This window comes from Brenneria corticis (assembly GCF_003115855.1).
Taxonomy (GTDB): domain Bacteria; phylum Pseudomonadota; class Gammaproteobacteria; order Enterobacterales; family Enterobacteriaceae; genus Brenneria; species Brenneria corticis.
In genome coordinates, this window is the sequence record NZ_KZ819088.1 from 1 (window position 1) to 23,833 (window position 23,833).

General features: G+C 57.3%; 20 protein-coding genes. 8 read left to right on the forward strand and 12 right to left on the reverse strand.

From position 1 onward, the window contains the following. Nucleotides 1-395 precede the first annotated feature (395 nt). Together DDT56_RS17825 and yebS are read right to left on the reverse strand one after the other, a co-directional pair. Entirely contained in the window at nucleotides 396-3,020 is a 2,625-nt protein-coding gene (locus DDT56_RS17825) for a PqiB family protein (protein ID WP_136167770.1), read from the reverse strand. After that, nucleotides 3,001-4,287 carry a membrane integrity lipid transport subunit YebS gene (yebS, locus tag DDT56_RS17830; protein WP_136167771.1) on the reverse strand — a complete coding sequence of 429 codons (1,287 nt, stop codon included), beginning with the start codon at nucleotides 4,285-4,287 and terminating at the stop codon, nucleotides 3,001-3,003. Before yebS ends, DDT56_RS17825 begins: the two co-directional genes overlap by 20 nt. A gap of 282 nt (nucleotides 4,288-4,569) precedes the next feature. On the opposite strand from yebS, the gene DDT56_RS17835 reads away from it, so the two are divergent. The 7 genes from DDT56_RS17835 (at nucleotide 4,570) to DDT56_RS17865 (ending at nucleotide 11,297) form a co-directional block, all read left to right on the forward strand. Then, nucleotides 4,570-5,076, forward strand: a complete 507-nt coding sequence (locus DDT56_RS17835) for a GAF domain-containing protein (protein ID WP_136167772.1) — start codon at nucleotides 4,570-4,572, stop codon at nucleotides 5,074-5,076. Nucleotides 5,077-5,160: 84 nt separating this feature from the next. Continuing rightward, the gene (gene proQ, locus DDT56_RS17840) at nucleotides 5,161-5,892 is read left to right on the forward strand and encodes an RNA chaperone ProQ (protein ID WP_136167773.1); all 732 of its coding nucleotides are present in this window, start codon (nucleotides 5,161-5,163) and stop codon (nucleotides 5,890-5,892) included. 19 nt (nucleotides 5,893-5,911) lie between these two features. After that, the gene (gene prc, locus DDT56_RS17845; protein ID WP_136167774.1) at nucleotides 5,912-7,927 is read left to right on the forward strand and encodes a carboxy terminal-processing peptidase; all 2,016 of its coding nucleotides are present in this window, start codon (nucleotides 5,912-5,914) and stop codon (nucleotides 7,925-7,927) included. 244 nt (nucleotides 7,928-8,171) lie between these two features. After that, complete coding sequence (locus DDT56_RS17850; protein WP_136167775.1) at nucleotides 8,172-8,417, forward strand: FeoA family protein; 246 nt, start codon at nucleotides 8,172-8,174, stop codon at nucleotides 8,415-8,417. Between the two features lie 13 nt (nucleotides 8,418-8,430). After that, nucleotides 8,431-8,661 (forward strand): FeoA family protein, encoded by a 231-nt coding sequence (locus DDT56_RS17855; protein WP_246856813.1) that lies wholly within the window; start codon nucleotides 8,431-8,433, stop codon nucleotides 8,659-8,661. Nucleotides 8,662-8,687: 26 nt separating this feature from the next. Next, nucleotides 8,688-11,024, forward strand: coding sequence for a Fe(2+) transporter permease subunit FeoB (gene feoB, locus DDT56_RS17860; protein WP_136167776.1), 2,337 nt, complete (start codon nucleotides 8,688-8,690; stop codon nucleotides 11,022-11,024). 45 nt (nucleotides 11,025-11,069) lie between these two features. After that, a complete protein-coding gene (locus DDT56_RS17865) occupies nucleotides 11,070-11,297 on the forward strand; it encodes a FeoC-like transcriptional regulator (protein WP_136167777.1) in 228 nt (75 codons plus the stop codon). Between the two features lie 54 nt (nucleotides 11,298-11,351). On the opposite strand, the gene potD is transcribed toward DDT56_RS17865, so the two are convergent. Genes potD through potA form a run of 4 tightly spaced genes read right to left on the reverse strand, consistent with a single transcriptional unit; the run spans nucleotide 11,352 to nucleotide 15,172 of the window. Further along, entirely contained in the window at nucleotides 11,352-12,398 is a 1,047-nt protein-coding gene (gene potD, locus DDT56_RS17870) for a spermidine/putrescine ABC transporter substrate-binding protein PotD (RefSeq protein ID WP_136167778.1), read from the reverse strand. A gap of 41 nt (nucleotides 12,399-12,439) precedes the next feature. Further along, entirely contained in the window at nucleotides 12,440-13,216 is a 777-nt protein-coding gene (potC, locus tag DDT56_RS17875) for a spermidine/putrescine ABC transporter permease PotC (RefSeq protein ID WP_136167779.1), read from the reverse strand. Then, nucleotides 13,213-14,073: a spermidine/putrescine ABC transporter permease PotB gene (gene potB / locus DDT56_RS17880; RefSeq protein WP_136167780.1), complete on the reverse strand. Its 861-nt coding sequence runs from the start codon at nucleotides 14,071-14,073 to the stop codon at nucleotides 13,213-13,215. Before potB ends, potC begins: the two co-directional genes overlap by 4 nt. After that, the gene (gene potA, locus DDT56_RS17885) at nucleotides 14,057-15,172 is read right to left on the reverse strand and encodes a spermidine/putrescine ABC transporter ATP-binding protein PotA (protein WP_136167781.1); all 1,116 of its coding nucleotides are present in this window, start codon (nucleotides 15,170-15,172) and stop codon (nucleotides 14,057-14,059) included. Before potA ends, potB begins: the two co-directional genes overlap by 17 nt. A 410-nt stretch (nucleotides 15,173-15,582) precedes the next feature. Between potA and pepT the strand changes: the two genes are divergently transcribed. Continuing rightward, nucleotides 15,583-16,815 (forward strand): peptidase T, encoded by a 1,233-nt coding sequence (pepT, locus tag DDT56_RS17890; protein ID WP_136167782.1) that lies wholly within the window; start codon nucleotides 15,583-15,585, stop codon nucleotides 16,813-16,815. 70 nt (nucleotides 16,816-16,885) lie between these two features. Here pepT and DDT56_RS17895 read toward each other — a convergent pair whose 3' ends face one another. The 6 genes from DDT56_RS17895 to mnmA form a co-directional block, all read right to left on the reverse strand. Then, the gene (locus DDT56_RS17895; protein WP_136167783.1) at nucleotides 16,886-18,007 is read right to left on the reverse strand and encodes a ribosomal protein uL16 3-hydroxylase; all 1,122 of its coding nucleotides are present in this window, start codon (nucleotides 18,005-18,007) and stop codon (nucleotides 16,886-16,888) included. Nucleotides 18,008-18,073: 66 nt separating this feature from the next. Continuing rightward, entirely contained in the window at nucleotides 18,074-19,528 is a 1,455-nt protein-coding gene (gene phoQ / locus DDT56_RS17900; protein ID WP_136167784.1) for a two-component system sensor histidine kinase PhoQ, read from the reverse strand. Next, nucleotides 19,521-20,213 carry a two-component system response regulator PhoP gene (gene phoP, locus DDT56_RS17905; protein WP_136167785.1) on the reverse strand — a complete coding sequence of 231 codons (693 nt, stop codon included), beginning with the start codon at nucleotides 20,211-20,213 and terminating at the stop codon, nucleotides 19,521-19,523. Before phoP ends, phoQ begins: the two co-directional genes overlap by 8 nt. Nucleotides 20,214-20,486: 273 nt before the next feature. Further along, nucleotides 20,487-21,857 carry an adenylosuccinate lyase gene (gene purB / locus DDT56_RS17910; RefSeq protein ID WP_136167786.1) on the reverse strand — a complete coding sequence of 457 codons (1,371 nt, stop codon included), beginning with the start codon at nucleotides 21,855-21,857 and terminating at the stop codon, nucleotides 20,487-20,489. 186 nt (nucleotides 21,858-22,043) lie between these two features. Then, nucleotides 22,044-22,679 (reverse strand): high frequency lysogenization protein HflD, encoded by a 636-nt coding sequence (gene hflD, locus DDT56_RS17915; RefSeq protein ID WP_136167787.1) that lies wholly within the window; start codon nucleotides 22,677-22,679, stop codon nucleotides 22,044-22,046. A gap of 2 nt (nucleotides 22,680-22,681) precedes the next feature. Next, entirely contained in the window at nucleotides 22,682-23,788 is a 1,107-nt protein-coding gene (gene mnmA / locus DDT56_RS17920) for a tRNA 2-thiouridine(34) synthase MnmA (protein ID WP_136167788.1), read from the reverse strand. Between the last annotated feature and the right edge of the window lie 45 nt (nucleotides 23,789-23,833).

Consider the following 23,833-nt stretch of genomic DNA (forward strand, 5'->3'; position numbering starts at 1 on the left):
TGACTGGCAACACGGTTACTCAGTCGCCGCAGCCCTGAGAACCCTGGCTATCGGCTGAAATTATGCCGCTGTGCGGTACCTTCGGAACCGGCGTTCTCCTGTCGAACCGCCAGTGACGCGGAATACTCGCCCCATCCCTGGGGCTCGCCCTGCGGGCCAGCACAAGTGCTGTTCAAAAACGCTCCCGGCGTTTTTGTCCGGCGCGGCACTGGCTTTCGCGGCGTCCCTGCCGCTCATTCGGGAGACCGCCGATTCCTCAGCATAATTTCTTACGCCGACCAAAAGCAAAAAACCAGGAATGAGTCAGAGACAGTGCCAGTGGGTGGTGGTTTACTCCCTCCCCTGCGAAGGGGAGGGCTGGGGTGGGGTAAGTTATCCGCGGTCTCTGTGCATGCTCAGTTGGCGGGGATCGCCGTGCCCCATTGCCGCCACTCTTTCGGCTCTTCGTTATGCAACAGGAAGTGTTTCCCTTCCTGCGCCCGCGGGGAGAGCGGGGTGGCGGCCGGGGTGGCGAAGGCGATGCCGCCGCGGATAAACTGCTGGAAGGTGCCGCTTTTTATCACCCCGCCGGTAAGGCCGAACTCCAGGTTATAGCCGGACGCCAGCCAGAATACCGAGTTGTTCCTCACCAGATGCTGGTAGCGTTTACTGATGCGCAGGGCGACGGAGATGCGGTCGGACAGGACGCCCAGCGACAGCCCGGTCACGGTGCCCACTTCAATTCCCCGGAACAGCACCGGCGTACCCACCTGTAACGTACCCGCTTCCGGCGCGTCCACGCTGATGTTTAATCCATCCTGATAACGGGAGTCCGAAATGGAGGCCTGCTGCAGCTCAAAACTGCGGGTTACCCCGCCGCCGCCGGGCTCGACATTGATATAGGGCTGGAACAGGGTTTCCAGATGATTGACCCCCGCCGCCGAAATCTCCGGCGTCACCACCGAAAAGCGCGTTCCGGCGCGGGCGAAGCCGCTTACGTATTCGGGATAAAGCACCGCCTGCACCAACACTTCGTTGCGCCGCTCCGCCAGCTTCAGCGATTCAAGCTGGCCGATATCGATTCCCAGATAGCGGATCGGCATGCCGGGCGCCAGTTTGCCGGCATCGAAGGTTCGCAGGGTAATGCGGCTGCCGACGGCGCGCGCCGCGGTTTCCGTGCCGTAAAGCACCCGCCTGCCGCCTTTGATTTCCGGCGCGCCCGCCAGATTGTCAAAGCTGATGGCGCCTCTGAGGGCGCGGTTTAGCGGCGATGCCTGTACGGTCAGCCCGGAGGTGTTCAACTGGATGCGGGCGCCGCCTTCGGCCCAGAAGACGCTGTTATCCGTCAGCAATTTGCGGTGTTCCGGGCGAATGTAGACGTCCACCTCAAAATAATCCGCTTTCGGCCGCACGTGCATGATTTCACCGACCTGAAACTTGCGGTACAGCACGATGGAGCCGTCCTGGATATCGGGCAGACTATCGGTCACCAGCGTCAATGTCGGAGAGGGAGCGGCGCCGCGAACGCCTTCCTGCGCCTTTTCGAGATCGCTGTAGAGCGGATAACGTTGCAGCACCTCGCCTTTGCCGCCGGGCAACACCTGGACGCCGCCGCTGATCCACTCCTGCGCGCTGGCCCCCTGCATCTGAATGCCGTCCAGCCCCAGTTTGACGCTCAGGCGGCTGTTGGCGACGAATTTGCTGTCGCGATGCAGCAACTGCCGGTACTGCGGCTCTATCGCCAGCACAAAGCCGACGCCTTTTTCGTCCAGCGTGCGCTTGACCACCTGACCGATCTGCACGCCGTGCAGCAGCACCGGCTGTCCGCTATCTATACCGTAGCTTTGCGCGGCGGTAAGCTGGATCGACAGGGCGCCGGGCTGTTGCGGGCCGCCGTCCGTCACGGTGAAGTGCTGGCGCGGCTCGCCCTCGCCGGGGATCAGCGTCAGCGTCGGGCCGCTGAGCAGGCGGGGAATATTCAGATCGCTGAACGACAAGCGCGGTTTGCTCAGCTCGATACGCGTCCCTTCACGCATTAACGCGATCACCGCCGGGTCGATAATCAGCTCGCCTTTGACTTTATCGCCGTCGGGGATAAGGGTTATCTTCTCCAGCGTTCCCACTTCCAGCCCCTGATACATCAGCGGCGTACTGCCCGCCGTCAGATTATCGCCGGACGGCAGGTCGAGCGTGATCACCACCCCGCGCTGGCTTTGCGCCAGACTGGGGTAGAGACGATAGGATTGCTCCGCGCCGGCCTTTTCGCCGTCGTCGGGAGAGTCAAACGCCACGGCGCCGTTGACCAGCGCCGCCAGATTTTCCATTTCGACCTTGGCGCCGCTGAAGCCGACGTTGGCGTTGAGGCCGGAGACGTTCCAGAAACGGCTGTTCTGCTTGACCAGATGGGTAAAGCGCCGTTCGATCAGCACGTCGATCATCACGCCATGGTGGTTCGGCGAGACGGTGTAGTCGTAGATTTTACCGACCGGGAGTTTGCGGTAATAGACCAGCGAGCCGTTACTGAGCGAGCCTAAATCATCGGCGTGCAGATGGATCAGCAGCTCGCCGGTATTGACGCGGTATTTGGGCTGGGTATCCAGCGCGGAAAAATGGTCCTGCGGTTCGCCTTCGCCGGGCATCATACCGATATAGTTGCCGCCCACCAGCGCGTCCAGGCCGGAAACGCCGGCCAGCGACGCTTTCGGGGTGACCAGCCAGAACTGGGTGCCGCTGCGCAACGCCTCTTTCATATCGTTTTTTATACTGGCTTCCACCTGGATGGTGCGTAAATCGTCGCTGAGCTTAATGTCCTGTACGGTGCCGACCTCAACCCCCTGGTAGCGCACCGGCGTGCGGCCGGCGACGATGCCGTCGGCGGAGACGAAATCGATGGTGACGGTGGTGCCGCGCTCCTGTTGATTGGTGTACACCAGCCAGCCGGCGATCAGCAGGGCGATCAGCGGCAGCAGCCAAAACGGCGACAGGCGGCGTTTGTTTTTCACCGTGGCCGCGGTTGGTGTCTCAGGTGTTTTGTCTTGCATCGTTATCCCACATCAGTCGGCTATCCAGCCATTCAACGGCCAGAATCGTTAGAATCACCGCGGCGCCGAAATAGAACGCCGCGGGCCCCATGGTAAAAGCGAGTAATTGATCGCGGTTGACCAGCGACATCGTCAGCGCAATGACGAACAGGTCCAGCATCGACCAACGGCCGATCCAGCGCATCATGCGCAGCATCTTCATCCGGGCGGGAAGGCCGTCCTCAATGCGCAGATGAATACTTAACAGCAATCCGCACAGCACAATAACTTTGGTAAAAGGCACCAGGATGCTGGCGATAAACACCACCAGAGCCACCGGAATATTGCCCGACGCCAACGACAGAATACCGGAAAAAATAGTGTCTTCGGTACGCACGCCGTTGACATAAATAATGGAGATCGGCAGCAGGTTGGCCGGCAGCAGGAATACCACCGAGGCGATCAGCGCCGCCCAGGATTTTTGCAGGCTGTGTCTGCGCCGCAGGCGTAGCGGAACGTGGCAGCGCGGGCAGCGTCCCCGGTTATCTGGCGCGCTGGTAAAATGGCAGGCGAGGCATATCCGGTAACGTTGCGGCGAGATAATCGGCCGCAGACGGGGATAAAACCGCTGCCATAGCTGATCGGTATTCAGGTGGATGATGGTCAGTACGCTCAGCGTCATTAACACCAGATAGGCGATCAGACCGCCGCCGGGCTGCACGTCGGCGAACTCCCGCACCTTGATGGCGGCCACCGCCATGCCGACCAGATAAATATCCAGCATCATCCACTCTTTCAGCTTGCCCAGCATTAACAGAATCGGGCGCAGATTCATGCCGATGCGCGGCGCAAAAAACAGATACAGCAGCGAAAACACCAGCGTCAGCGGCGCGCCGACGGTGCAGAAAGCCACCATGCTGGCGGTTATCGGATGTCCCTGGCGCGTCATTTGCCAGATGCCTTCAAACAGGCTGGCGTTAATGGAGACGCCCAGCAGGCGAATACTGATTAACGGTTCGGTATAAGCGAACGGCATCAGCACCAGCATGGCGACGGCCATGGCCGCCAGCCGGGAGATGGACCAGTCGCGCCCGGAGCTGACCCTGGCGTTGCAGCGCGGGCAGTTCGCCGTCTGATTACGTTTAACGGTCGGCAACGTAAAAAAGGCATCGCACTCGGGACAGCGGTGATAACGCACCGCTTTCCCGACGGGCATGCCGGCGCCGTCGGCGTAGGGCGGCCTGGCCGACGGGAAGGGCGCAGGGCTCGTTATGCTAACTATTTTCATATTCCCTGCTGTCGGATTGACTCGCCTTCAAGTATATCAGGTGCCGGACATTGTAGCCGAACCGAGGCGCGTAACGGGATGAGACGTCAGGCAAAACGGGACTACACTTGGTAAGCGACAGGATTAAAATGACAAATAGCACGATATGCGCGGTCCCGCTATTTAAAGAGAATGATTCTGCGCGCTAATGAAGAAATCTTGTGGCATGCTGTAGCGGGTCCTCATATATGGCTATTGCGGCGCATATGACTGGGTAGATTCAAAAAGATAGAATAGTATTTTATGAGCAAACAACAATTTTATAGCGACCTGATCGGCGATTTATCCGCGCTGATTGAGGGCGAAAATCGTTTTATCACCATCCTGGCGAACAGCAGTGCGTTATTGTTTGAGCGTTTGGCTGATGTTAACTGGGCCGGATTTTACCTGCTGGAACAGGACAGGCTGTTTCTGGGGCCGTTTCAGGGGCGGGTCGCCTGCGTGCGTATTCCGCTGGGCAAAGGCGTATGCGGCCGGGCGATGGCTGAAAACCGGATTCAACGCGTCGGCGACGTACATGCGTTTCCCGGCCATATTGCCTGTGATGCCGCCAGTAACGCCGAAATTGTACTGCCGTTGACGGTTAGCGGCCGTCCGATCGGCGTTTTAGATATTGATAGCACTGTTTATCAACGGTTTGACGCAGACGATGAGGAAGGGCTTAAGGCTGTGGTGACGGCGCTTTGTACGCAACTGGCAGAGAGCGATGTGCTGACTTTTATCAATTCTCCCTCGTTGAGGCAAGGATAACGTAGCATTTGCCGATGGCGTCATTATAATGACGCCTGTTCATGCCTGCGCCGGTTGGCAAACCCGTTGTAATCAGGAAATTTCATGGAAAATCAACCTAAGTTGAACAGTAGCAAAGAAGTCATTGCCCTTTTGGCAGAGCGGTTCCCGCTTTGTTTCACCGCCGAAGGTGAAACACGTCCGTTAAAGATCGGTATTTTTCAAGATCTTGTTGAGCGCGTATCCGAAACGGATAACCTTAGCAAAACGCAATTGCGTTCCGCATTGAGGCTCTACACCTCTAGCTGGCGTTATCTGTACAGTGTGAAACTGGGCGTGCAGCGTGTGGATCTGGACGGCAATCCCTGCGGGGAGCTGGAACAGCAGCACGTCGACCATGCCCGTAAACAGCTGGAAGAAGCGAAAGCCAGGGTTCAGGCCCAGCGCGCCGAGCAGCAGGCGAAGAAACGCGAAGCCGGGGAAAAGGCCGAACCCGCGCGCGCTCGTCCGGCAAACGGCAAAAGTGCGCCGCGCCGCGAGCGTGACGCCGCGAACGCCTCGCCGCGTAAACCTCGCCAGCCTGCTTCCCGCCAGTCGCCGTCCTCTACTCAGCAACCCGCCAGCGCGCCGTCCCGTCAGGCTAAGCCTGCCGGCAACGAGCCTCAGCGGGTTGCGGTTACGGACGTCACCAAACTGCAAATCGGTCAGGAAATCAAAGTCAGAGCTGGCAGAGACGCCATGGATGCCACTGTGCTTGAGATTGCCAAAGGCGAAGTCAGGGTTCAGCTGGCTTCGGGAATGGCGATGATTGTACGCGCAGAACATTTGCAGTTCTGATACGGAGGCCAACCTGGGCATGAACAATTTAGCCAGAATGACCGTCATCGCAGGACTACTGCTGGCGGGCGCGAGTTTTGCCAATGAGAACATTACGCGTGTTGAACAGATTCCTCAGTTGCATCAGGAGCCTCAGCACGCCACGGTGAGCGACAGGGTCGCGTCGCGTTTCCTGCGCTCGCACTATCGCCAGTTTATGCTGGATGAGCAATTCTCCGAGAAGATCTTTACCCGCTACCTCAATATGCTGGACTACAGCCATAATGTGCTGCTGGCCTCCGACGTCGCGCAGTTTGCCGATAAGAAAACGCAGCTGGGCGACGAACTGAAGTCCGGCAAGCTGGATCTTCCCTATGCGCTGTACAATCTGGCGCAGAAACGGCGTTTTGAGCGTTTTCAGTATGCGTTGTCGGTACTGGACAAGCCGGTGGATCTGACCGGCAACGACACCTTCGAGCTGGAGCGCGACAAGGCGCCATGGCCGCAAAATACCGGCGAGCTGAACCGCCTGTGGGATGCCAAAGTCAAATATGACTGGCTGACCCTGAAGCTGACCGGTAAAGAAGATAAAGACATCAAGGAAACGCTGACCAAGCGCTACCAGTTTGCCATTCGCCGTCTGGCGCAGAGCAACAGCGAAGATGTCTTCCAACTGATCATGAACGCCTTCGCGCGGGAAATCGATCCGCATACCAGCTATCTGTCGCCAAGAAATACCGAACAGTTCAACACCGAAATGAGCCTTTCGCTCGAAGGGATTGGCGCGGTATTGCAGATGGACGACGACTACACCGTGATTAACTCCATGGTGCCCGGCGGCCCGGCGGCGAAAAGCAAAAACATCACGGTGGGCGATCGCGTTGTCGGCGTCGGTCAGAATGGAAAACCGATGGTCGACGTCATCGGCTGGCGGCTGGATGACGTGGTGGCGCTGATTAAAGGACCGAAAGGCAGCAGGGTGCGGCTGGAGATTCTGCCGGCGGGCAAGGGCACCAAAACCCGTATCGTTACGCTGACGCGCGAGCGCATCCGTCTGGAAGACCGGGCGGTCAAGATGTCGGTGAAAAACGTCGGCCAGGCGAAAATCGGCGTGCTGGATATTCCGGGATTCTACGTCGGACTGACGGATGACGTGAAAGTGCAACTGCAGAAGCTGGAAAAACAGCATGTCAGCGGCGTGGTCATCGACCTGCGCAGTAACGGCGGCGGCGCGCTGACCGAGGCGGTAGGGCTGTCCGGCCTGTTTATCCCCAGCGGACCTGTGGTGCAGATCCGCGATAATAACGGCAAAATCCGCGAAGACAGCGACACTGACGGCACCCTGTACTACAAAGGACCGCTGGTGGTGCTGGTAGACCGTTTCAGCGCCTCGGCGTCGGAAATCTTTGCCGCGGCGATGCAGGATTACGGTCGGGCGCTGATTGTGGGCGAGCCCACCTTCGGTAAAGGCACCGTACAGCAGTACCGCTCCCTGAATCGTATTTACGACCAGATGCTGCGCCCCGACTGGCCGGCGTTGGGTTCCGTTCAGTACACCATCCAGAAGTTTTATCGCATCAACGGCGGCAGCACCCAGATGAAAGGGGTAACGCCTGATGTGATGATGCCGACCGGAACCGAAACGGTGGACACCGGCGAGAAATTCGAGGACAACGCGCTGCCGTGGGATAGCATTAAAGCGGCCAGCTACACCAAAAGCGGCGACCTGAAGCCGTTTATCGCCACGCTGAATGAGCTTCATCAGCAGCGCATCGCCAAGGATCCGGAGTTTCAATATATCGCCCAGGATATCGCGCGTTATAACGCGATGAAAGATAAGCGCAATATAGTGTCGCTCAATCTTGCCCAGCGTGAGAAAGAGAACGACGACGACGAAGCGATGCGTCTGAACCGGATTAACGATCGGCTGACCAGAGAAGGCAAGAAGCCGCTGAAGTCGCTGGAAGATTTGCCGAAAGACTATCAGGGTCCCGATCCCTATCTGGACGAAACGGTGCATATTGCCCAGGATCTGGCGCAGCAGGAAAAACGCTAACCTGGTTCCGATCCCACTCCGACCTCCCCTTCCCAGGGGAGATCGCAAATCCCGCGATAAGATGGCCCGTCCCTGGAGGATGGGCCATTTTTTTTACTTTGCTTGATATGAGTCAAGAGCGCATAACGGGTCGGGAATATGATTGAAAATAGTAATGAGTCATATTCATCCTCAGTGCCGGATGACGATATTAAATATAATTATTTGATTTTAATTTTGTTTTATAGAAGCAAAGGAAATAAACATGGCGTTACTACTGCAAACATTACTGGATATTCCGCTTAACGCCAACGCCGTGGTGGCGCGTATTCGGCTGAGCGGGGAAAGCCAGCAGCGCTTAAGCGAGTTGGGCATCCGCGTGGGCGGTAATGTGCGCGTTATTCAGCGGGACGAAAATCAGCCGCTGATGCTGGCCGCCGGCGACGGGCGTATCGCCATTAACTGGGATATGGGAAAACAGGTGTGGGTTTCCCCACAGCAGGCGCACTAACAGAAGGTGAGTGATGATGTCTCTGGATCAATTAACGGTCGCGACCAAATGGCGCGTTATTGGCTTTCAAAAAGGTTCGCCCGATTATCGCAAGCGCTTGCTGGCATTGGGCGTGACTCCCGGCGTGGAGTTCGCCGTATCGCGCATTGCCCCGTTGGGCGACCCGATCGAATTGCGCTTGCGCGGCGCGGCAATCAGCGTGCGTAAGGGCGAAGCGCAAATACTTATTCTCGAAAAATGCTGAATCAATAAAATCAGGTAGGAAAACTTATGGATGCGCAACCGGTTATTTGTGTTGTCGGCAACCCTAATTGCGGTAAAACGACGCTATTCAATGTGCTTACCGGCGGTAAGCAGACGGTAGGCAACTGGCCGGGAGTCACGGTAGAGAAAAAGGTCGGCCGCTACCGTTATCAAAACCAGCTCACCACGCTGGTCGACCTTCCCGGCGTTTACTCGCTTAACCCCTCGTCCGAAAGCTCTGAAGATGAACGCGTCGCCAGAGATTATATTTTGTCCGGCGAGGCGGATCTGGTATTGAATATTGTCGATGCCTCCAATCTGGAGCGAAATCTTTATCTGACCGCGCAGCTGCTGGATATGAATGTCCCGATGGTGGTCGCCGTTAATATGATGGATATCGCCGCGTCACGTAAATTGGATATCGATATTGCGGCGCTTCAGCAGCGCCTGGGATGTCCGGTCATTCCGATTACCGCCAGCCGGAAAAAAGGCATCGAAAACCTGCGTCGCGCCTGTTCCGCCGCCATAGCTCATCCGGCAACCCCCGACGTCGCCATTCCTTACGATGAGCCGCTGCAACGGGCGGCCAAAGAGATAGCGCAACGGCTGTCCGAGCCGGCCGGCGTAAAAAATCCCTACTGGCTGGCGCTTCAACTGCTTGAGGGCGACGCCACGGTGCGCGCCGCCGTTCCCGCCCCGCAGCTGGCAATGGCGGACGCCAGGGTGGCGGAGCTGATCGAACGCTATGAGGACGAGCTGGATATTTTTCTCGCCGATGCCCGCTATCGGTTTGTCTCGGCGATTGCCTCGTCGGTGATTACCCGCCGGGGCGAAATGTCGGCCACGCTGACGGATAAAATCGATCGCATCGTACTGCATCGCTTTCTGGGCATCCCGATATTCCTGCTGGTGATGTACCTGATGTTTGTTTTCACCATCAATATCGGCAGCGCCTTTATCGATTTCTTCGATCAGTTCTTCGGCGCTATTTTTGTCGACGGGCTGGGGGAACTGCTGCTTGCCGTCCATACCCCCGACTGGCTGAAAACGCTTATCGCCGACGGCGTCGGCGGCGGTATTCAGACGGTATCGACGTTTATTCCGGTGATTGGCTGCCTGTATCTGTTCCTCTCCTATCTGGAAGACTCCGGCTACATGGCGCGGGCCGCGTTCGTTATGGACCGTTTTATGCGCAGCATCGGCCTTCCCGGCAAGGCGTTTGTTCCGCTGATTGTCGGCTTCGGCTGCAACGTCCCGGCGGTGATGGCCACCCGCACCATGGAAAAACAGAGCGACCGCATCGTCACCGTGATGATGGCGCCCTTTATGTCGTGCGGCGCGCGTCTGCCGGTCTATGTGCTGTTCGCCGCCGCGCTGTTTACCAGCGGCGGGCAGAATCTGGTGTTCGGCCTGTATCTGGTGGGAATTATCGCCGCGGTCGCCACCGGATTTATGCTGAAAAACACCGCGCTGCAGGGCGAGGCCTCCACCTTCGTTATGGAGATCCCGCCTTACCATCTGCCGGGGTTGCACAGCGTGCTGATCCGCACCTGGGACCGGCTGAAAAACTTTATCTTCCGGGCCGGGAAGCTGATTGTCATCGTGGTCACCGTATTGGGCTTTCTCAATTCGATGGGGACGGACGGCAGTTTCGGCAATCAGGACAGCGACAAATCCGTGCTGTCGGCCATCGGGCAAAAAATCGTTCCGGTATTCGCGCCGATGGGCATAAAGCAGGAAAACTGGCCGGCGGCGGTTGGCGTCTTTACCGGCATCTTCGCCAAGGAAGCGGTGGTGGGAACGCTGGATTCGCTCTATGGCGCCATGGCGGAAGCGCAGAGCGAGGCCGCCGCGCAGCCGGAGGAGCCGTTCAGCCTGAAGGCGGGGATCGTCGGCGCGCTGGCGACCATTCCTGAAAATCTCGGCGGGCTGGGCGGCGCCCTGCTGGATCCGCTGGGCATCGAGGTCGGCGATTTAAGCGATACCGCCGCGGTGGCCGAGGAAAACGAATTTTCAGTCACATCGCTGACGGTGATAAGCCAGCTGTTTGACGGCCGGCTGGGCGCGTTCGCTTACCTGCTGATGGTGCTGTTGTATGTTCCCTGCGTGGCGGCGGTAGCCGCTATCTGGCGCGAGGTCGGTACGGCGTGGACGCTGTTTTGCGTGGTCTGGACCATTGAACTGGGTTACGGCGCGGCGGTACTGGTGTATCAGATCGGACGCTTTGCCCAACATCCGACGTATTCAACGTTGGCGATTGCCGGCGTGCTGCTGGCGTTTCTGATAACCGTGCTTTGTCTGCGGCGCAGCGCCGATGCCAACAACCCGCGGGTCGCGGCGCAGAACCTGAACGAAAGCGTCTGATTGGTTAATTCCGCAGGCGGGGCATGCCGCCTGTTCGGAGGATGTATGAGCTTGATTGAATTACGCGATTATGTGCGGCAGCAAAAGCGGGCGTCATTGCAGGATATCAGCCGCGCGTTTCACGCCGACCCGGGCGTTATCGAAGGGATGCTGGCGGTCTGGGTACAGAAAGGAAAAATACGCCTTCATCAGGCCGAGGTCGGTGAAGCGTGCGGCAGTTGCTGTTCGTGCGATAAAAGCCAGGGTCAGTATTATGAGTGGGCCGACCGGTAGTTTTGCTCCCCCGAACGGCAGGGCGTCCGCCTGCCGTTCGGGGGGCGATGGCGATTAGCGTCCCGCCTTTAGCTGCTGGAAATAGGTTTCATACAGCGTGCTGGCGCTGCCGACGTCGTTCTGCCATTCGCCGTTGTTGATCACCGCTTCATCCGGATACAACATCTTGTCGCCGGAAACGTCCGGCGGCAGCAGTTTCTTCGCCGCCAGGTTCGGCGTCGGGTAGCCGATGGTCTCCGCCACCTGCGCGGCGATTTCCGGGCGCAGCAGGAAGTCGATCATTTTCATCGCCCCTTCGACGTTTTTGGCGTTGGCCGGGATAGCCAGGCTATCCATCCAGAAGATGCCGCCTTCCCGCGGCCAGATGATGTCCAGCGGCGTGCCTGCCTGGCGGGCCACGTAGGCCGAGCCGTTCCACACCATTCCCAGGTTTACTTCGCCTTCCATAAACGGGTTGCCGGGGTTGTCCGAGTTGAACGTCAGCACGTTGGGCATCAGCTTCTGGAGCTCTTTGTAGGCGGCTTCTATCTGCTGCGGGTCGGTGGTGTTGGCGGAATAGCCCAGCTTGCGCAGGGCTATCTGGAACACCTCGCGCGCGTCGTCGGTCAGCAGCAGGCTGTTTTTATACTGCGTATTCCACAGGTCGGCCCAGCTGTCGACGCTGGCCGGATCGATGACCTCACGGTTAATGCCGATGGCGGTGGCGCCCCAGATATAGGGGACCGAGTAGTCGTTATGGGGATCGAACGACTTGTGCAGCAGGTTGGGGTCGAGATGATGGAAGTTGCTGAGCTTGCTGGTATCTATTTTTTGCAGCATGCCTTCCTTGCTCATTTTGGAAATAAAGTAGGTCGAAGGCACCACCAGGTCGTAAGCGCTGTCCTGATAGGTTTTCAGCTTGGCGTACATGCTCTCGTTGGATTCATAGGTGGAGTAGATCACCTTGATGCCGGTTTCCTTGCTGAACTGTTCCAGAAGGCCGGGGGGAACATATTCGGTCCAGTTATAGAAATAGAGCGTTTTGCCGTCGTTGGCCTGCGCCGCGGCGTTAAGGCTGAAAGCCATGGCGCAGGCCGCCAGCAGATATGACCATTTCTTCATTTCGTCGATCTCCTTATAGGTCCCAAAGGTTATACCCGTTATTATTTACCGCTGCGATCGCGCAGCACCCACTGGCTGCCGAGCACCAGCAATAACGACAGCATCAGCAGAATCGTCGCCAGCGCATTCACTTCCGGCGATACGCCCACTTTGACCATCGAGTAAATTTTCAGCGGCAGGATTTCATAGGCCGGCCCGGTGACGAAAGAGGACACCACCACATCGTCCATCGACAGGGTAAAGCTTAGCAGCCAGCCGGCCGCCACCGCGGGCATCGCCAGCGGCAGAATGATTTTGCGCAGAATGGTCGCCTCGCCGGCGCCCAGATCGCGGGCGGCTTCCAGCATTCGCACATCAAACCCTTTCAGGCGCGAATAGACGGTGACCACCACAAAGGGCAGGCAAAAGGTAACGTGGGAAAACAGCAGCGACCAGAATCCCAGCGATATCCCCAGCAGCATAAACAGCACCAGCAGGGAGATGGCCATCACGATATCCGGCGACATCATCACCACGAACAGCATGCCGCTGACGAAAGGCTTACCGCGAAAGCGATAGCGATAAAGCGCCACGGCGGTCAGCGAGCCGATCAGCGTGGCGAAGGTGGCGGAAAATACCGCCATGGTCAGCGAATGCTGCGCGGCCTGCAACAGACTGTCGTTATTCAGCAGCAGCCGATACCAGTCGAGGGTAAAGCCTTGCCAGTTGATGCCGAAACGCGCCTGATTAAACGAGTTCACAATCAGGATGATGATGGGGATATACAAATAGGCGTAAATAACGGACATAAATCCGCCGCGCAACAGACGTCCTATCATTCCAACTCCCCCTTTTTGTTCAGCATGCGGGCGGTGCGATAGTAAACCAACAGCAGCAGCCCCATGATCAAGGTCAGGCAGATGCTGGTGGCGGCGCCGAACGGCCAGTCGCGGATATTCAGGAATTGGCTTTTAATGACGTTGCCGATAAGCAGATTTTTGGCGCCGCCCATCAAATCCGCCACGAAAAACAGTCCCATCGCCGGCAGCAGCACCAGCAGGCAGCCGGCGATAATGCCGGGCATGGTGAGCGGAATAATGATTTTTACAAACCGCTGCCATTTGCCGGCGCCTAAATCGCGGGCGGCCTCAAGGTAGGATTTATCCAGCTTTTCAATGCTGGAGTAGAGCGGCAGTACCATAAACGGCAGCAGTATGTAGATAAGGCCGAGAATCACCGCCTGCGAGGTGTACATGATGCGCAAGGGCGACTCGATAAGGCCGATCCACAGTAAAAACTCGTTCAGGTAGCCGCGGGTGCTCAAAAACAGCTTCAGTCCGTAAATGCGGATCAGGGAGTTGGTCCAGAAGGGGACAATCAGTAAAAACATCAGCAGCGGGCGCACCTTTTCCGGCAGGCGCGCCAGAATAAAGGCGAAAGGATAACCCAGCAGCAGGCAGCACAGCGTCGCAATGGCCGCCATATTCAGCGAATGCAGCAGTACCGAGGCGTACAGCGGATCGGCCAGCCGCGCGTAGTTATCCAGGGTAAACACCAGGCTGATAAAGTCCGCATCGTCGCGGGTTAAAAAACTGGTGCCGATAATCATCAGATTGGGCATGAAAACGAACAGCACCAGCCAGGCGACGATGATGGTGATAATGGTATTCTGAAAGCGTTTACGCGGCTTCTTCATCGTGCAGAACGACCTCCCAGCTTTCTACCCAGGTGACCGCCACTTTCTGATCCAGCGAGTGGTCCACATCGGGATCGTCCTCGTTAAAGAATTCGCTGACCATCACCATTTTGCCGCTTTCCAGCTCGATGCTGGACTCCAGCGTCATGCCCTTATAGTTGCGTTCGCGCACGTAGCCGACGATGCCGTCCGCCTGCGCCCCCTCGTCAAGCTCTTTTACCCGCAGATCTTCCGGGCGCAACAGCACGTTAAGGTGCTGCCCGGCATGCACCGGGAAACCGACGGCGATGACGCACTCGCAGCCTTCAACCCGGGCGCGCACGCGCTGGTCGTCGATCCGTTCGATCACGGTCGCGTCGAAGATATTGATTTCACCGATAAAGCTGGCCACGAACAGGTTACGCGGCTCTTCGTAGATTTCACGCGGCGTGCCGTCCTGTTCGATGCGCCCGTCGCGCATCACCACGATACGGTCGGACATCGTCAGGGCTTCTTCCTGATCGTGGGTGACGAAAATAAAGGTGATGCCCAGCGTACGCTGCAGCGCCTTCAGCTCGTTTTGCATCTGCTTGCGCAGTTTGTAGTCCAGCGCCGAAAGCGACTCATCCAGCAACAGAACCTTGGGCTTGTTCACCACGGCTCTGGCGATCGCCACGCGCTGCTGCTGCCCGCCGGACAACTGGTGCGGCCGGCGCGGCGCCAGCTCGTCCAGTTGCACCATTTTCAGCGCTTCCAGCACGCGCGGGGCAATTTGCGCCTCGGGGGTTTTCTGCATCCGTAATCCGAAGGCGACATTGTCAAAAACGCTGAGGTGGGGGAATAGCGCGTAGCTCTGGAATACGGTATTGACATGGCGATGCTCGGCAGGCTGGTGGGTAATATCCTCGTTATCCAGGATGACATTGCCGCCGTCCACGTTTTCCAGACCGGCGATCAGGCGCAGCACCGTGGTTTTCCCACAGCCGGAAGGGCCGAGTATGGTAAGAAACTCACCATTATTAATGGTGAGATTAAAGTGGGAAATGACCTCTTTGTCATCAAAACTTTTATGGACGTCGAGCAGTTCAACGACCGGAGTAGCAGGACGATTATCTTTCATTTAGGGTTATTGCTCTATTTCCTGGTATGACGCATCCACGCGGGTATTCGGCGCGGTCTATGTCATGGGTTATCACCTTTCAGCCTACGAGCTCAGTTAAGGGTCGGCATTCTACGGGAAACCGCGCCGAACGCCAACTTGTGCCGCGAGACTTAGCGATAATCACCACAAATCCTTGTGCCGAGCGGATAATACGCCGGCTCATTATGTTGTATGCTTGTTGTTTTATTGAGTTAATTTTGTAATTCACGGGCGGCGTGCCGCCGGGTTTATGCCGTTATTTGAGCGCCGCGGCGAATAAACATCAAGGTTTTCCTTACGCGTGTTAACACGGTAAAAACTGACCTGACGCAATATTTGCCTTAGGTGCCATCCCCATAATGAAACGCAGGGCTCAAGAGGCAATAGTGATGGATAAATTACTCGATCGATTTTTAAATTACGTTTCTTTTGATACGCAATCAAAAGCGAGTGTCCGACAGGTGCCAAGTACCGAAGGTCAGTTGAAACTCGCCCGCGCATTACAACAGGAACTGCTCGAACTGGGGTTTGAGCAGGTCACGCTAAGTCAACATGGCTGCGTTATGGCCACGCTGCCCGCCAACGTTGCCTGGTCGGTGCCGACCATCGGTTTTATTTCCCATATGGATACCTCTCCCGACTATTCCGGGAAGCACGTCAATCCGCAGATTGTGGAAAACTATCGCGGCGGCGATATCGCGCTGGGCATCGGCGACGAAGTGCTTTCGCCGGTGATGTTTCCGGTATTGCATCAGCTGCTGGGGCATACGCTGATCACCACCGACGGCAAAACGCTGCTCGGCGCGGATGACAAGGCCGGCATCGCGGAAATCATCACCGCGCTGGTGCGTTTGCGAAAACGCCAGGTGCCGCACGGAGAGATCCGCATCGCGTTTACGCCGGATGAAGAGGTCGGCAAAGGCGCGCAATTCTTTGACGTGCAGGCGTTCAATGCGCAATGGGCGTATACCGTCGACGGCGGCGGCGTGGGGGAGCTTGAGTATGAAAACTTCAACGCCGCCTCGGTGACGGTGAAGATCGTCGGCAATAACGTCCACCCCGGCAGCGCCAAAGGGGTGATGGTCAACGCGCTTAATCTGGCCGCACGCTATCATCAGGAGGTGCCCGCCGATGAGACGCCGGAAAACACCGACGGCTATCAGGGCTTTTATCATCTGCATAGCATCAAAGGCGTGGTCGAGCGGGCGGAAATGCACTATATCGTGCGTGACTTTGATCGCAACGGGTTTGAACAGCGTAAGAAAAAGATGCTGGATATTGCGGAAAAAGTGGGTAAAGGGCTGCATCCCGACTGCTATATCGAGGTGACGATAACCGACAGCTACTACAATATGCGCGAACAGGTTGAGCAGCATCCGCATATTATCGCGCTGGCGCAGCAGGCCATGCGCGATTGCGATATCGAACCGGTGCTTAAACCCATCCGCGGCGGCACCGACGGCGCCCATCTGTCGTTCCTGGGGCTGCCTTGTCCCAATCTGTTTACCGGCGGCTACAACTATCACGGCAAGCACGAATTCGTCACGCTGGAAGGCATGGAGCAGTCGGTGTCGGTGATTATGCGTATTGCCGAACTCACCGCATTACGCGCCAAAGGCTAAAAAAAGCCGCCGCCCTCCCCGGCGAAGGAGAGGGCGGCGGCGGAGGTAAGACGCGCGCGTTCACCGCGACCTAGTCGGCAAAATACCAATAGCCGCTGTTAATCAATATGGTCAGCAGCGCCAGAAACGCCGGATCGTCCAGCGCTTCCGACAGCATGGCGGCATCAACCACGTGATGTTCCGCCAGCGCCGACAGCGCCGGCTTATGCGGGCTGTCGATTAGCTCACCGTTGACAAAGCAGTTTTCGCCGATAAGCAGCACCCGTAGGCCGCCCAGACGGTGCAGTTGCTCTCCCTGTTGCAGAAAGTCATAGACTTCGCCGGCCTGATAGGGCGGTTCCGGCGGCGCCAGATCGAGCTCATGGCGCGATTGCGTAATAAATTCGCCAAACCAGTTCTGGAAATGCTCCGGCCGCTGCACCAGTTCCAGCATCATATGCTGTAAATGGTCCAGTTCCTGCGGCAGCACGGCGGCGGGATGTTGGCGCGCGGGAATGTCCGGATCGCTATAGCGATGGCTGCCGAGTTCGCGGGATAACACGTAATCGGCGAAGCTGCTCAACAGCTCGCGGGCGTTCGGCGCGCGGAAGCCCACCGAGTAGTTGAGCGAGTTTTCCAGGGAATAGCCGTCGTGCGGGAAACCGGGCGGAATATACAGAATATCGCCCGGCTCCATCTCTTCATCGATGATGGCGTCGAAGGGTTCGACCTGAAGCAGGTCGGGGTGAGGGCAGTGCTGTTTCATCGGCACCTTTGCCCCCACGCGCCAGCGGCGGCGGCCGGTTCCCTGAATGATGAAAACGTCGTACTGATCCAGGTGCGGACCGACGCCGCCGCCGGGAACGGAAAACGAGATCATCAGATCGTCCTGCCGCCAGTCCGGCAGTTGGCGGAACGGGCGCATCAGCGCCAGAGAGGGTTCGTGCCAGTGGTCGACGGCCTGGACCAGCAGCGACCAGTTGTTCTCGCCCAGATGATCGAAGCTGTCGAACGGCCCGTGGCTAACCTGCCAGCGGCCGTCATTGTGGCTGACCAGACGGCTGTCGACCTCATTTTCCAATGCCAGACCGGCCAACTCATCCGGTGAGATGGGATCGATAAAGTGATTAAAGCCGCGTTTGATGATAACCGGCTGCTTTTGCCAGTAGCGGGCCAGGAAATCCGGCCAGTCGAGATTGAGTTGATAGTCCATACCATGTTTTCCAGAAAGCGGGGGCTGCTGCAATTATAGCGGAAGCGCCGTTGGCTGTACCGACTTTCATGCCTCATGCGGACCGGGATTCTGGCGGGAGAATATCGCCTCTACCCTGGCGCCTCCCAACTTGCTGTCGCTGATGATGATCTCGCCCTGATACTGCTCAATAATTTCCGCCGCCACCGACAGGCCGATCCCCTGGCCGGGGCGCAATCTGTCGGCGCGCTGTCCGCGCTGGAAAATAAGCGCCCGTTTGCTGGCCGGGATGCCGGGGCCGTCGTCATCGATAATCAAGTGCAGTTTGTGATCGGAATGCTGGGCGCTGATTTCCACAAATTCCAGACAGTATTTGCAGGCGTTATCCAGCACGTTGCCTAACACTTCCATAAAGTCGTTCTTTTCGCCGATAAAGGTGAGCTCCGGAGGAATGTCGAGCGTCAGCTCCACCCCTTTGCGCTGGTAAACTTTATTCAGCGCCGAGCACAGCCCGTCCAACATGGCGGGTACGGAGTGCACTTCGCGCATCAGCATATGGTGTTCGGAGCGCACGCTGGCCCGGTGCAGGTAATAGCCGATCTGCTGCGAGATGCGGCTTATCTGCGCCAGCATAATGGGTTCCGCCTGATCGATATTGATCTCCTTGCCGGTGCGCAACGCCCGCAGCGTGGTCTGCAACACCGCCAGCGGCGTTTTCAGGCTGTGGGTGAGGTCGGTGAGGGTGGTACGGTATTTGTGATAACGCTGGCGCTCGTTGTTCAATAAAATGTTCAGATTTCTCACCAGGCTGAACAGTTCCCGCGGCGGGTTTTCATCCAGCTGTTCGCGGGTGCCGTTTTCCAGTTCGGCAATTTGCCTGACCAGATTTTTGATCGGCCGCAGGCTCCAGTGCGCGGCCAGCCACAGCAGGGGTAGAACCAGAATAAGATTGGCGATAACCACGTAGCTGAACCATTCCCAGACGATATCTTCCTGCTGTAGCTCCTGCGGGATGCGGTCCACCACCACGATGGTCAACGGCGGAAGGTGCTCGGTGTGGGGATAGACATTCACGGCGATTGAGTGCGTCAGCGTATTGGCGTGGATGCCGTTAAGCGCTTTGAGGCTATTCAGCACCAGCGTATTACCTTTCAGCACCGCGTTGCTGGTATCGGTATCGGTATCCAGTTCATGGTAGGCGGTTTTGTTCAGCCAGTCGGGGTTGATCAGCGCTTCCAGTTCGGGCACCTCTTTTTCCCGCCACAGTATTTTCCCCTGCTGGTCGTAAATGAGAACCAGCGTGGGAAAATTGATATCGATATCCGGCGGCGTGGCGATGGTCAGCTGGTTGTCCCGCCACTGCGCCAGGCTATAAAACAGGTTGCTTTCGCCGCGCAGCAGCCGGAAAGAGGTTTTATCGAAGTTGACGCTGTAGCCGATAATCGCCACCACGCCGTAAGAGAGGGACAGCGCCAGGACAATGGCGACCGTGGCTAACAGAAAGCGGACGCGCAGTGAGAAAGGCGCTCTTCCGTTACTCATTCGACGCCTGAGCGGTGGCGATGTCGAAACGATAACCCTGGCCGCGCACGGTGGTAATCACATCCGGTGAACCGGCGCTCTGTATTTTTTTGCGCAGGCGCCCCATCAGTACGTCGATGGTATGGCTTTCGCGCAGCTCCGCATCGGGGTACAGCTGCAGCATCAGCGACTCCTTGCTGACCACTTTGCCGCTGTTGCGGATCAGGGTTTCGATGATGGTGTATTCAAATGCCGTCAGCTTTATCGCCGCCCCTTTAATCATCACTTCACGGCGCGACAGGTCGATTTCAAACGGCGGGATGCTGATAATCTGCGAAGCCAGTCCGCTGTTGCGGCGCATCAGGGCCTGTAAACGGGCGACGACCTCCTCCATATGGAAAGGTTTGGTGACGTAGTCATCCGCGCCCGCTTCCAGCACCGCCACTTTGTCCTGCCAGCCTTCGCGCGCCGTCAGCACCAGAATGGGTAATTTGACCTGCTGCGAGCGCCAGCGGCGGATAACGCTCATCCCGTCCTCGTCCGGCAGCCCGAGGTCGACGATCGCGATATCCGGGGCGTGTTCGTGCAGGAAATAATCGGCTTCTTTGGCATCTGCGGCGGCATCGACCTGATGCCCCATTTCATTCATTTGCACGCTAAGGTGATGGCGTAATAAAACGTTATCTTCGACAACCAGAATGCGCATCGCTGTTTCCTCTGTCACACTGGCAAAACGGTCCATAGGCAAACTCTGTTTGCGTATCATAGTCATCCGCAATCGGAATTAATCGTATTATACCCGTCATGCTTCAAGTTGCATGCGCGTTGGCTTTCCTGCAACTCGAATTATTTAGACTAGTTGCAATATTAATCCAGCAAATTATCCACATGGATAATAAACGGCGGATAAACGGGACCGGTGGAAAAGGGGGAAGGGAGGGGATAGCCGGCGGGCGAGGCCCGCCGGCGGCGTCGGCGCTTATTTCAGGTCGTCGACCATTTTAATCGCCCGGCCGATGTAATTCGCCGGCGTCAGGGCTTTCAGCCGGGTTTTTTCGGCTTCGGGCAGATCCAGCCCGTCGATAAATACCTGAATGCCGGCCGCGTCAACGCGTTTGCCGCGCGTCAGTTCTTTCAGTTTTTCGTAGGGTTTTTCAATGCCGTAGCGGCGCATCACCGTTTGAATCGGCTCCGCCAGCACTTCCCAGTTGTGATCCAGTTCGTCACTCAGGTGGTCGCGGTTGACTTCCAGTTTGCTGATGCCCTTAAGCGTTGCCTGATAAGCGATCAGCGCATAGCCAATCCCCACGCCCAGATTACGCAGTACCGTGGAGTCGGTCAGGTCGCGCTGCCAGCGGGAAATCGGCAGCTTGCCGGCCAAATGTCCCAATACGGCATTGGCTAATCCCAGGTTGCCTTCCGAATTCTCAAAATCGATCGGATTGACCTTATGCGGCATGGTGGAAGAGCCAATTTCACCGGCGATGGTTCTCTGCTTGAAGTGGTTCAGGGCAATGTAACCCCAGATATCGCGGTCGAAGTCGATCAAAATGGTGTTAAAGCGGGCAATGCAGTCAAACAGTTCCGCGATATAGTCATGGGGTTCGATCTGGGTGGTGTACGGGTTCCAGACGATGCCCAGCGAGGTGACGAAACTCTCGCTGAACCGGTGCCAGTCGACGTCGGGATAGGCCGCGATATGCGCGTTGTAGTTGCCCACGGCGCCGTTGATTTTACCCAGAATCTCAACCTGTTGCAGTTGACGATACTGCCGCTCCATACGGTAGGCGACGTTGGCGAACTCTTTACCGATGGTGGAGGGGGTGGCCGGTTGGCCGTGGGTGCGCGACAGCAGCGGGATATCGCGATATTGCCGGGACAGATCGGCCAACGCATCAATAATTTTACGCCAGTGGGGCAGAATGACTTCGCGGCGCGCGGTATCCAGCATCAGCGCATGAGACAGGTTATTGATGTCTTCCGAGGTGCAGGCGAAGTGGATAAATTCATTGACGGCGTGCAGCGCCGGCACGGCGGCGACTTTTTCCTTCAGAAAATATTCAACGGCTTTAACGTCATGGTTGGTGGTGCGCTCGATGGTTTTAATGCGCGCGGCGTCCTGTTCGTCAAATTCCGCCGCAATTCGGTCGAGGAAAGCGTTTGCGTCGGCGTCAAATGCAGGAACTTCCCGGATTTCGGCACAGGCCGCCAATTTTTGCAGCCAACGCACTTCAACCTGTACGCGGAACTTCAGCAAACCGAATTCGCTGAAAATAGCGCGTAACGTGCTGACTTTATCGCCGTAGCGGCCATCTACCGGGGAAACGGCGGTCAGTGAGGATAATTCCATCGCAAGCAACTCCTGGGATCGGTTTTAATAAAAATAAATATAACACTGTCGGCGCATCTCTCGTCATCACCCTGCCGGCGAAACGTCATCCCCGCGTAGGCAAAACGTCATCCCCGCGTAGGCGGGGATCTGCCGAGAGCATCTCTTTCTTTCGCCGACTGGCGATCGGCGCGTCTGACCCGCAGCTTAATCGCTGCTCAGCCGCGCCAATATCTGTTTCGCTTCTTTTATCAGATGACTGCGGGAGAACATCAGCTGCAGGCGTCCGCCGCCCACCTGTTGCCACAGCACCGCGGAACGGATGCCGGCTAATAGCGCCGCGCGCACCCTGGCCTGGATCTGGCTGTTTTTCAGTATCTCCGGCGAGCCGGTCACCTGAATCCGCGGCCCCAGGGTACTGATCACATCGACATAAATACCGGCCAGCGCGCCGACGATCGTATCAGAGAGCAGTTCAAAATGCTCCAACTGGCGTTCCAACTGGCCGATGCGGTTACCCAGTTCGTCGAGCGCCGCGCTTTTGGCGTGCAGCTTGCGCTCAAGGGCGATCAGGCTGAAGGCATAGCGCGACAGCTCGGCGCCCGGACCTTTGCCGCTGGTATTCAATACTCCCAGCAGGGTTTCCAGCCCGGTTTTCAGATTGCTTTCCGCATCGCCATATACCGCCAGCGTCGACGCCGGGTTCACCACCAGAATACTGTTGAGCGACGTGCGCAGAATGTCGTTGTCGCAGTTGCCGCTATGGGCCAGCTGTTGCACCAGATGGGCGGACTGGCAGATACCCGCCAACGCCAGGGTAATATCATAATAATTTTTGGCCACGATCACTCCTGTAAACGTTCTTCAATAATGCCGCCGCCCAGGCACACCTCGCCCTGATAGAAAACGGCGGACTGCCCTGGAGTCACCGCCGCCACCGGTTTATCAAAACGGACGGTAATGCGGTCTGCGCCAAGCGGGATGACGGTGCAGGGAATATCGTCTTGCCGATAGCGGGTTTTCACCACGCAGCGTAATTCCGTGGTTAACGCTTGACGGTCAACCCAGTGCAGCTGCTGGGCGATTAGTCCGCAAGACATCAGGCGAGGGTGCTCATGTCCCTGGGCGACGTAGAGGATATTATTTTTCACGTCCTTATCCACCACATACCAGGGGTCTTCGCCGCCGTCCTTGACGCCGCCGATACCCAGCCCTTTACGCTGCCCCAGGGTGTGATACATCAGCCCCTGATGCTGTCCCATGGGTTTGCCGTCGTCAACGGACAGTATCGGGCCCGGTTGCGCCGGCAGATAGCGGGCCAGGAAATCGGTGAACTTGCGTTCGCCGATAAAGCAGATGCCGGTGGAGTCTTTCTTTTTGGCCGTGGCTAAATCCAATTGCGCGGCGATTTCGCGCACCCGCGGTTTTTCCAGGTCGCCCACCGGGAACAGGCTCTGCGCAATCTGTTCATGGCTGAGCGTATAGAGGAAATAGCTCTGATCTTTATTGCCGTCCAGCCCGCGCAGTAAACGGCTTTTGCCGTCGACGTCGCGGCGGCGCACATAGTGACCGGTGGCGATATAGTCCGCGCCCAGATCTTCGGCGGCGAACTCAAGGAAGGCTTTGAATTTGATCTCTTTATTGCACAGGATATCAGGGTTCGGCGTGCGGCCCGCCTTGTACTCCGCCAGGAACAGTTCAAAGACGTTATCCCAGTATTCGGCGGCAAAATTAACCGTATGCAGCTCAATGCCGAGCTTGTCGCAGACGGCCTGAGCGTCGGCAAGGTCGGTTGCCGCGGAGCAATACTCGGTGTCGTCGTCCTCTTCCCAGTTTTTCATAAACAGGCCTTCGACATGATAGCCCTGTTGCTGCAACAGGTAAGCGGAAACCGATGAATCAACACCGCCGGACATACCGACAATCACTTTTTTCTGGCTGTTATCTGACATGGGAGTCTCACGAACTGAACTTGAAGCGAAAAACGAGCGGCGCAT